General features: G+C 69.4%; 9 protein-coding genes, 1 tRNA gene and 1 pseudogene. 5 read left to right on the top strand and 6 right to left on the bottom strand.

The annotated features are described in order from the left end of the window. A pseudogene (locus tag E3O67_RS16790) lies at nucleotides 1–653 on the top strand (hypothetical protein); the annotation flags it as partial. 81 nt (nucleotides 654–734) lie between these two features. Then, nucleotides 735–807: transfer RNA gene (locus tag E3O67_RS02715), tRNA-Ala, on the top strand. Nucleotides 808–1,057: 250 nt separating this feature from the next. Here E3O67_RS02715 and E3O67_RS02710 read toward each other — a convergent pair. Both E3O67_RS02710 and E3O67_RS17595 read right to left on the bottom strand, forming a co-directional pair. Then, on the bottom strand, nucleotides 1,058–1,927 hold the full coding sequence (locus E3O67_RS02710; RefSeq protein ID WP_134432993.1) for a metal-dependent hydrolase: 870 nt from the start codon (nucleotides 1,925–1,927) through the stop codon (nucleotides 1,058–1,060). A gap of 79 nt (nucleotides 1,928–2,006) precedes the next feature. Then, complete coding sequence (locus E3O67_RS17595; RefSeq protein WP_255408599.1) at nucleotides 2,007–2,129, bottom strand: hypothetical protein; 123 nt, start codon at nucleotides 2,127–2,129, stop codon at nucleotides 2,007–2,009. Between the two features lie 187 nt (nucleotides 2,130–2,316). On the opposite strand from E3O67_RS17595, the gene E3O67_RS02705 reads away from it, so the two are divergent. Next, on the top strand, nucleotides 2,317–2,562 hold the full coding sequence (locus E3O67_RS02705) for a hypothetical protein (protein ID WP_134432991.1): 246 nt from the start codon (nucleotides 2,317–2,319) through the stop codon (nucleotides 2,560–2,562). A 27-nt stretch (nucleotides 2,563–2,589) separates the two neighbouring features. On the opposite strand, the gene E3O67_RS02700 is transcribed toward E3O67_RS02705, so the two are convergent. From E3O67_RS02700 to E3O67_RS02690, 3 genes are read right to left on the bottom strand one after another with little or no spacing between them, the layout of a single operon-like run. Continuing rightward, nucleotides 2,590–3,936 (bottom strand): threonine/serine exporter ThrE family protein, encoded by a 1,347-nt coding sequence (locus tag E3O67_RS02700; protein WP_166787064.1) that lies wholly within the window; start codon nucleotides 3,934–3,936, stop codon nucleotides 2,590–2,592. Then, nucleotides 3,929–5,086: an acyl-CoA dehydrogenase family protein gene (locus E3O67_RS02695; RefSeq protein ID WP_370259929.1), complete on the bottom strand. Its 1,158-nt coding sequence runs from the start codon at nucleotides 5,084–5,086 to the stop codon at nucleotides 3,929–3,931. The genes E3O67_RS02700 and E3O67_RS02695 overlap by 8 nt, the downstream gene beginning before the upstream one ends. Nucleotides 5,087–5,104: 18 nt before the next feature. Then, nucleotides 5,105–5,998 (bottom strand): DUF4349 domain-containing protein, encoded by an 894-nt coding sequence (locus tag E3O67_RS02690; protein WP_166787063.1) that lies wholly within the window; start codon nucleotides 5,996–5,998, stop codon nucleotides 5,105–5,107. Between the two features lie 106 nt (nucleotides 5,999–6,104). Between E3O67_RS02690 and E3O67_RS02685 the strand changes: the two genes are divergently transcribed. Further along, a complete protein-coding gene (locus tag E3O67_RS02685) occupies nucleotides 6,105–7,052 on the top strand; it encodes an alpha/beta fold hydrolase (RefSeq protein WP_134432983.1) in 948 nt (315 codons plus the stop codon). Continuing rightward, nucleotides 7,007–7,999 carry an aldo/keto reductase gene (locus E3O67_RS02680; protein WP_134432981.1) on the top strand — a complete coding sequence of 331 codons (993 nt, stop codon included), beginning with the start codon at nucleotides 7,007–7,009 and terminating at the stop codon, nucleotides 7,997–7,999. The genes E3O67_RS02685 and E3O67_RS02680 overlap by 46 nt, the downstream gene beginning before the upstream one ends. A gap of 100 nt (nucleotides 8,000–8,099) precedes the next feature. Here E3O67_RS02680 and E3O67_RS02675 read toward each other — a convergent pair whose 3' ends face one another. Next, complete coding sequence (locus E3O67_RS02675; protein WP_134432979.1) at nucleotides 8,100–8,924, bottom strand: aldo/keto reductase; 825 nt, start codon at nucleotides 8,922–8,924, stop codon at nucleotides 8,100–8,102. Nucleotides 8,925–9,028: the final 104 nt, after the last annotated feature.

The following is a 9,028-nucleotide window of genomic DNA, read 5'->3' as shown; positions in this document are numbered from 1 at the left end:
GTGCCGGGGCCGTGCGCGCCGGGGCCATGGCGGGTTCGCCGGGTCGCGCTCGCGCGCTCCGCCTGCGCCGGGTGCGCGCGCTGACCTCCCTGATCTTGCTCGTCGGCATCGTGCTCTTCGTCTCCGGGGTCGTCGCGGTGGCTGCGGGCGGAGCCGGGACGGCGCTCGTCGGCGGACTGGCCACGGTTGCCCTCGCCGTCGGGGCATTGTCGCGCCTCGCGCGCACGGCTCAACGCGCCCACCAGCAGGGCGCCACGGCGAGCGGGTCAGAGGTCACCTACCGCGAGCCGCGGGTCGGGCAGGCCTTCGAGCCCGTGCACCTGGAAGAGACCCCCGTCGTGGCCCCGAGCTGGACGCCGCTCCCCCTGCCGCGGCCGATGCACCTGTCGCGCGGATCCGTCGCCCAGGCGGCCATGGCGTCCGTTGATGCTGCCGCCGAACTGCGCAAGGTCGCCGCCGAGGCGGAACTGGCCCGCCGCGCCGCGGCCCTCGAGGTGGCCGTCACTTCGCTCAAGCGTGCGGCGACCGTTCGGGAGACTGCCCCGGTCGTGCCCGCGGCGAGCCGGTTCGCGTCGATGGGGGTCGTCGGAGACACCGCTCCCGGCATGAGCGACCTCGACGACGTGCTGCGTCGTCGCCGCGCCGTCGGCTGACCGAATCCGGGCCGATTCGCGCTCTCCCTGGCCGTTCGGTGAAACTCGGTCGCCGCTCGTGATATTCTGCATAAGCGGTTGGGGGCTATGGCGCAGTTGGTAGCGCGTCTCGTTCGCAATGAGAAGGTCAGGAGTTCGAATCTCCTTAGCTCCACCGAGATAGTCAAGTGATGGTCAGTCGAAGGCCCCTGGGAAACCGGGGGCCTTCTTCCTGTGTGCGGTCGACATGTCAGTGGCCGGGAATAGCGTCGGCCCGTGGCGACAGGGGCGCGGGCGACGGAGGCGAGCATGACCCTGCAACGTGACTGCTCGCGGTGTGGGCTGGGCGGTCATCCGGGTGCGCGCCGGCGGCCGGGGAGCGCTCGGACCATGCAACATCGTCTGCCCCACCAGCCGCCAGCCGGTCAGCCGACGAACGTCTCCATGGTGAGCACGGTCGTGCCCTCGGCGTCGGCCGTGGACAGCGCCACGCGAACGACGCCGAGTTCGGCCAGGGAGGAGACGTGGGTGCCGCCGCAGGGAATGCGCGCCTCGTGGGCCGGTAGCTCGCAGATCCAGTACCGGCGGTCGGTGAGCAGCGGGCCGTCCCGGTCGATGCGAACGCTCGCGCCGGTGGCGACCCACTCGGCGAGGGCGGCGTTCACCACCGATTCGACCTCGGCCAGCTGCCCGGTTAGTCCCTCGGTGACGAATCCCTTGCGGCGCAGGGACTTGCCGAGCCGGTAGGTGTCGACGGATCCGTTCTCGCCGATCAGGGACACGTCGATCGCGGTGCCGTCGAAGTCGGGGTTGTCGAGGGCATCGGTGCGCACCTCCTTCTTCCAGCGGTCGGCGAGAGCCCGGTTGAGGGCGAGGGAGGCCAGGTGGCACGCGGTGTGGCCCGCGGACATCCGTTGGCGGTAGCCGGCGTCGACGACGGCCACGACACTCAGCCCCTCGGCCAGGGCATCGTCGGGCGCCACGAGGTGGGCCACTACGAACGCCCAGCCGGGCGTTCCGTTCGGCATCGGGATGTCCCGGCCCAGGTACAGCGCCGACCCGTCCGTCGCACCGACCACGCAGTCCAGCACCGGGAGTTCGGTTCCCTGGGTGCGCAGCACGGCCCGGTCGGGCCCCTGGTCGGGCCAGCCCGCGTCAACCGGGTGCACGGGCGTGGTGTCGAGGAGCACGGCGACCAGTCCTGTCGGGAGCGGCTCGACGTGCAGCACCGTGGCGGTGCTCTCGGTCCGCCCGGCGGGGTAGTCCACAGTGGTGTCCAGGGCGGGAAGGGTCATCGGCAGGTCCTTTCGGGACGAAAAAGGGTGTTGCCGCGATTCTCGCGGCAACACCCTGAGTTTAATCGTGGAGCAGGCGCTACGCCTTGCGCGCCTTCTCGGTCGTCTCGTTCGCCTTGGCGTGCTTGTCGGCACGCTTTTCCTTCAAGGACTTGCCGGCAACCTTTTTGGATGCGTCCTTCTTGGGTGATTTGTCAGCCATGTGTACTCCTTCGAACCGAGCCCCAGCGGCACCGTGACTTCGACCCTACGCGGATTGCCGCGAAACGGCATCTTCCCGCTGCCACCGGACGCCCGGCCCTGTGCAACCGGGGCGCCGGGCCGTAGGCTGAGGCCGACGCGCCTTGCCAGCGAGGCGGACGTCTCCATCCGGAGAAAGGGACACAACCATGAGCGATAAAACCACCTACGAAGCCATCTTCTACGGACCCAACGTGATCGCCGCCGGCACGCCCCGGGAACTCGAGTACGTGAACGGTGAGTACCAGAAGGACGTCGTGCTCGAGGAGACGGAAGACGGCGCAACCATTCGCCGCAGCTTCCGGATCGGACACGAGACCGAGGAACCGATCCCCTACCGCTTCGTCGAGGAGGAGAACGAGGAGCCCCAGGGCGAGGCGGATATCCCCAACTAGCAGGGACCGCCTGACTCGTCCACCGGATTAGATCCGGGTGCCGGGGCCGCGGCCGAGCCGCACGGGCAGGGCCATCAGCGGTCCCACGAACCGGCGCTGCAGCCTGCGCGCCGGACCCCAGACGAACTGCACCACGTACTGGGCGAGGATGGCACCTGCCGCCAGTGCGGCGGCCACGGCACCGGCGGTCAGCATGTTGAGGAGCCCGTCGATGTTGCCGTCCGAGATCTGCAGCAGACCGCGGAACAGGATCAGCCCCGGCACAAGCGGGACGAGGGCGGAGACGACGATCACGAGCGGGGGAGTGCGCACGATCCGCGCCGCGATCGCGGCCAGCAGGCCGACGCCCATGGCGCTGAGCGCAGACGACCAGACCAGGCCGAAGCCGGCGTTCGCGCCACCCAGGTAGAGCAATTCGGCGACGGCGCCCAGCAGGCAGACCACCCAGAATGCCCGCCACGGCACCTGAACGGCGAGGCCGAAACCCGCGACGATGACCATTGCGGCGGCCAGCATCACGGGCAGATCGGCCAGGGTCGGCGTGAGGTTCGCGTCCACGCGCAACTGGAACCCGAAGCGTGCCACCAGCAGTGACGCCCCGGCCACACCGGTGACCAGACCGCCCGTGATCAGCAGGGCCTCCATCATCCGTGCCGTGCCGGTCAGGTAGAAGCCGGACAGGGTGTCGTGCACCGCGCCGAAGGTGGTGACTCCGGCAAGGAGCATGATGATGGTAGCGATGACCACGAGGGACGGGTTCGCCGAGGTGTCGATCAGTGCCACCACGGCGGCGACGATCGGGCCGATCGCCCCGCCGACGACGTTCTGGTAGAACACGGGAACCTGACGGCGGTCGAGCGAGCTCGTGATCAGGTCGATGAAGAACGTCGCGACGAAAGCCGCGATGCAGACGACCACTCCGCCCCCGATGAGCACGGCGGCCCCGGCTCCGACGAGGCTCCAGCCCAGCCGGCGGTACAGGGCCGGCACCTGAGGCTTGGCGCTGACGATGGTGGCCAGGCGCTTGCGGGCGTCGGCGACATCCGGCGGCGAGTCGAGGATCTCGGCGATCAGCTCGGACGTGGCCGTCAGCTTCCCGTAGTTGAGGGAGCGGTACTTGACGTTGCGGCTCCGGGTGATGGACTCGTGCGTGGCCGGGTCCTCGTGGGTGAGCGCGATGATCGTGTGGGTGACGTTGGCCTCGGTGCCCCTGAGCCCGTAGGCGCGGGTGATGGCTTCCATGGCGGCCGTGGCGTCTTCGGCGCCGGCACCGGCCGCGAAGATGACCTCCGCGAGCCGCATGGTGAGGTCGAGGACGGAGCGGGTATAGGCGGCGCTGTCGAAGACGTTGATCGCGCGGGTGACGTCAGACATCGATCGGACCCAGCCAGGCGGCGGCCACGGTAGCGTGCGCCGACTCGGCGTCGGAAGGGTGGAAGAGCCCGGCGAGCGCGTCTCGGTACAATCTCCCGAGCTCATTGCCGGCGAAGTACGACGAACCGCCGTTCACCCGCAGGGCCTGGTCGACGACCAGGCGCGCGGTCTCGGTGGCGCGGTGCTTCAGACCCGACAGCAGCGGGAACCACCGCGGGCCGTGATCGGCGAGGACGTCGAGGTCGTGGGCGAGGGTAGCGATCTGGGGGTACAGGCCATCCATCATCATCGCGGCCTCCGCGACGCGCCACCGGATGTCCGGGTCCTGCGCCAGGGGTCGGCCGTCGTGCTTCAACGACGTGCGTCGTTTCGCCGCCAGCACGGCCAGCTCGACCGCCCGCCGGCCGATACCGGTGTACACGGCGGCCAGCAGGATTTCGAAGTTCGCGAAGATAGCGAAGATCAGCGGGTCAGGGCCCGGGCCGGGATCCAGCCGACGGAAGACCTGTTCGGGGCGGGCGGATGCGCCGGAGAGCACGGTGCTGCGGCTCTGGCTGGCCCGCATGCCCATGGTGTCCCAGTCATCCTTCTGGCTGACGCCCGGGTCGTCCCGGTCGATGAACGCCCAGACGATCTTGGGTCCGTCGATGGACTCCCGGTCGAGGCCCATCGTGCCGAGCCGGGTCCAGGCGGGGGAGAGGGTGGTGAAGATCTTGGTGCCGGTGAACCGGTAGCCGCCGCCCGGCTGCGGGGCAGCCGTCGTGAGCGAATCGGAAAGCACCAGGTCGTTGCCGGGCTCGCTCACCCCGAAGCCGAAGATCTCGCCGGCGACGGCGCCGTGCAGCACGAAGGCGAGACTGTCGTCGCCGCGCTGGTGCAGGGTGCGCGCCACACCAGTCCAGACGAGGTGCATGTTGACGGCGAGGGCCGTGGCCGGGGCGTGCGCGGCCAGCCGGGTTTGGTCCTCGGCGACCTGCTGCACGCTGCGCCCGAGGCCACCATCGGCGACGGGCACGAGCGAGCGGAGGTAGCCGCAGGCGGTCAGGTCGGCCAGGTCATCGGCGGGGAACGTGTTGTCCCGGTCATGCGCGGCGGCACGAGAACGGATGCGTTCGAGAAGCTCGTCACCGAGCGGGGAGAGTTCGGTGATCGTGTTCACCAAGCAAGCTTACGCAGCCGTGCGCCGCTTCCGTGCCAACCGGATCACCAGGTAGACGATTGCGGCGATAAGGCCGAGGGCGAGCAGCCAGGGCAGCGCGAAGCCGATGCCCACCATCGCGGTGCCGAGGGCTGCCACCAGGGCGGTCCAGCCGGCCGCGATGGCATCTAAGAAGCCGTCCGGGGTGCCGGGCTCCACCGTGCCGGTGGAGTACAGGTCGAGCGTGATGGTCGAGAAGTCGACCTGGTCGGACAGGTAGTCCCGCTGCGCCTGCAACCCCTCGAGTTCGCTCTGTCGTTCCGCCAGCGCGTTCTCGACGGCGATCAGGTCGGTCGTGTTCGTGGCGTCCACCATGAGGGCCAGCAACCGGTCGACCGCGGTCTGCAGGGACGTGATCCGGGCGTCGAGGTCCTGAGTCTGCTGCGTGATGTCCGAAGTGTTGAGCGAGACGAAGTTGACGGTGCCGAGTTGCTTCAGCTCCGCCAGCGTGCGGTCGAGCTCGTCGGAGGGGATGCGCAGGGTGAGGTTCGCGCTCGCCGCCTGATTGTCGGTGGCGGGGTTCTCGGTGCGGCTGTCGATCCGACCGCCGGCCTGCTCGGTGATGGTGACGGCATCCTGCACGGATTCGATCGGGTCTTTCACGGTGATCGACACCATCCCGGTGGTGATCACGTCGCGCTGGCTGGAGGCGATCTCGCCCGTGCTGCCTTCCGGGAAGGCGCGCGAGTCGAGGGACTCGCCCGTGCCGGGAGTGACGACGGCCGGGCCGGCGCCCGGTTCGGCGAGGCCCGGGGCCGTGGCGGAACCGCCGGAGCCGGAGTCGGTGGAAGCGCCGGGCACGGAGCATCCGGCCAGCAGTAGTGTGCCGAGGACGACCGCGACGATCACGGGAAAACGCTTCATGGCCTCACTGTACGACTGTGCCCGGCGGCGCTGGATCACAATAGAGTCTCGGCGGGCGGCGGTCGCCGACTGGAGTGGAGCGGCCTTTCGAGGCGATACTGGAACCATGACCTGGTGGGCGGCCCTCGGAGAACGGTTCGGCCGGTCGCGCCCGCCGCTGCTGCACATCGCGACCGACGAGGGAACCGGGCCGGTCGTGATCCTCGTGCACGGCATCGCCTCCTCCTCGGTGACGTTCCGGGAACTGGTGCCCCTGCTGGTGCCGCGGCACCGGGTCATCGCCGTCGACATCCTGGGCTTCGGCGAATCACCGATCCCCGAGGGGTGCGAGTACCGGCTCGAGGACCACGTCGACGCTCTGGCCGCCACGATCCGGTCGCTGAAGCTGCGCGAGCCGTTCATTCTGGTGGGCCACTCCCTCGGCAGTCTGATCGCGGCCCGGCTGGCCGCGCTGCCCCGCACCCGCGCGTCCCGGCGCACCCAGGTGTCCCGGGTGGTGCTCGTGGGCCCGCCGGTCTACCTGTCGCCGAGCGATATCGGCGACCGCTGGGTGCGGGCCCGGGTGAGCGCCTACCTGCGCGCCTACGACTTCCTGCGGCTGAACAAGGAGTTCACCCTCGCGAACGCGGCCATCATCGCCCGGCTGCTACCCAAGGGCATCTTCGAGTTGACCGAGCGCAACTGGACCCCGTTCGTGAAGTCGCTGGAGCACTGCATCGAGTCGCAGACCGTGGTCAGCGACATCGCGGCCCTGCGGGTTCCGGTCGACGTGGTCTACGGCGTGCTGGACGCATTCATCGCAGCCGGTTCCATGACCGTGATCGAACGGATGCGCCACGTCACCATGCATCGCGTTGAAGCCAATGACCATCTCATCCGTCCGCGACTCGCCCGAGCGTTGGCGCGGGTCATCGACGCCGACGTCCGCGCCGACGGCGGGGCCGGGGCCGGCAGCCTGTCCGGGGCTGCTACCCCGGCTGCCGCCGCTTCCGTGGCTAGGCTGGACAAATGGACACACGAACCCTCGGAAGAACCGGCCGATCCGTCTCAGTGATCGGGCTGGGCACCTGGCAGCTGGGAGCGGACTGGGGTGACGTGTCGGAGAGCGACGCGACCGCGGTGCTCGCGGCATCCGTCGATGCCGGCGTCACCTTCTTCGACACCGCCGACGTCTACGGCGACGGCCGCAGCGAGCAGATCATCGGCCGGTTCCTGGCCGAAAGTGCCGCCGTCGACATCACCGTGGCCACCAAGATGGGTCGCCGGGTCGACCAGCTGGCCGAGAACTACACGCTCGCCAACTTCCGGGCCTGGACCGACCGGTCACGCGCGAACCTCGGCCTGGAGACGCTGCACCTCGTGCAGCTGCACTGCCCGCCGGACGACGTGATCGAATCCGGCGAGGTCTACGACGCTCTCGACATCCTCGTCGCCGAGGGCGCCATCGCCGCCTACGGGGTGAGCGTCGAGACCTGTGACCAGGCGCTCGCCGCCATCGAACGCCCCGGACTGGCCAGCGTGCAGATCATCCTGAACGCATTCCGGCTGAAGCCGCTCGAGGCCGTCGTGCCGGCCGCGCGGGCCGCCGGTGTGGGCATCATCGCCCGCGTTCCACTGGCGAGCGGCCTGCTGACCGGAAAATACACCCGGGAGACCACTTTCGCGGCGAACGACCACCGCACCTACAACCGCGACGGCAGCGCCTTCGACGTCGGCGAGACCTTCTCCGGCGTGGACTACGAGACCGGGCTGGCGGCCGCCGCGGAGTTCACGGCACTCGTGGGATCGTTGCTCGAGGAGCTCACGCCCGCGCAGGCCGCTCTGGCCTGGGTGGCTCAGATCGATGGCGTCAGCTCGGTCATCCCCGGCGCCCGGTCGGTGCAGCAGGCCCGCGGCAACGCCGCTGCCGGATCGGTCACCCCGCTCAGCCTCGAGTTCAACGAGGGTGTGCAAGACATCTACGACCGGATGCTGCGCGACCAGATCCACCCCCGCTGGTAGCACCTTTCCGGTCGAGAGTGCCCGTTCCGCCGGTCGCTCTCGACCGGAACGGGCACTCTCGGGCCGGGCTGAACTGAACTGAACTGAACTGAACTGATCGTCAGTCCAGGTCGTCGGGGTCCTTGCCGGTGCGCTCGCCGGAGTCGAGGGTGGCGATGGCGGCATGGTCGTCGGCGCCCAGCGTGAAGTCGAACACGTCGAAGTTCTCCCGGATGCGCACGGGCGTCACCGACTTCGGAATCACCACATTGCCCAGCTCCAGGTGCCAGCGGATGACCACCTGCGCGGCCGTCTTACCGTGCCGTGCGCCGATGGCGTCGAGCGTCTCGTTGCCGATCGCGCGGCCGCGGGCCAGCGGCGACCAGGCCTCGGTGAGGATGCCGTGGGCCGCATCGTACTCGCGCACGGCGGACTGCTGCAGCCACGGGTGCAGCTCCACCTGGTTGATGACCGGGACGACATCCGTTTCGGCCAGCAGACGCTGCAGGTGGTGAGGGTGGAAATTGGAGACCCCGATCGACCGGGCGCGACCCGAGGCGCGCAACGACTCCAGGGCGCGCCAGGTGTCGACGAAGAGGTCCTGGCGAGGCGCGGGCCAGTGGATCAGGTAGAGGTCGACGTAGTCGAGACCGAGTTTGCCGAGGCTCACGTCGAAGGCGCGGAGGGTCTTGTCGTAGCCGTGCTGGTCGTTCCAGACCTTCGTGGTGACGAACACGTCCTCGCGGGGCAGACCGGAGCGGGCGACACCCTGCCCGACGCCCGTCTCGTTGTCGTAGAGCACCGCCGTGTCGATGTGGCGGTAACCCGCCTCCAGCGCGACCTGCACGGCCTCAGCGGCTGCGGCATCCGCGATCTTGTACACGCCGAGCCCGAGCTGGGGGATCCGGTGTCCGTCGTGGAAGGGAAGAAGCGGCGAGATCGTCATCTCCCCATCTAACCTCGTCCTCCCGCACGGAGGCGTGAATCGACGCCATTGAGGGGTGCGCGCGACGCTCAACCCGCCGATGGCGTCGGTTCGCCGGGCGCCGA

Source organism: Cryobacterium sp. TMT3-29-2 (genome assembly GCF_004564305.1).
GTDB classification, from domain to species: Bacteria; Actinomycetota; Actinomycetes; order Actinomycetales; family Microbacteriaceae; genus Cryobacterium; species Cryobacterium sinapicolor.
The sequence above is the reverse complement of the archived record's forward strand: the minus strand, read 5'-3'. Positions and strand labels throughout refer to the sequence as shown.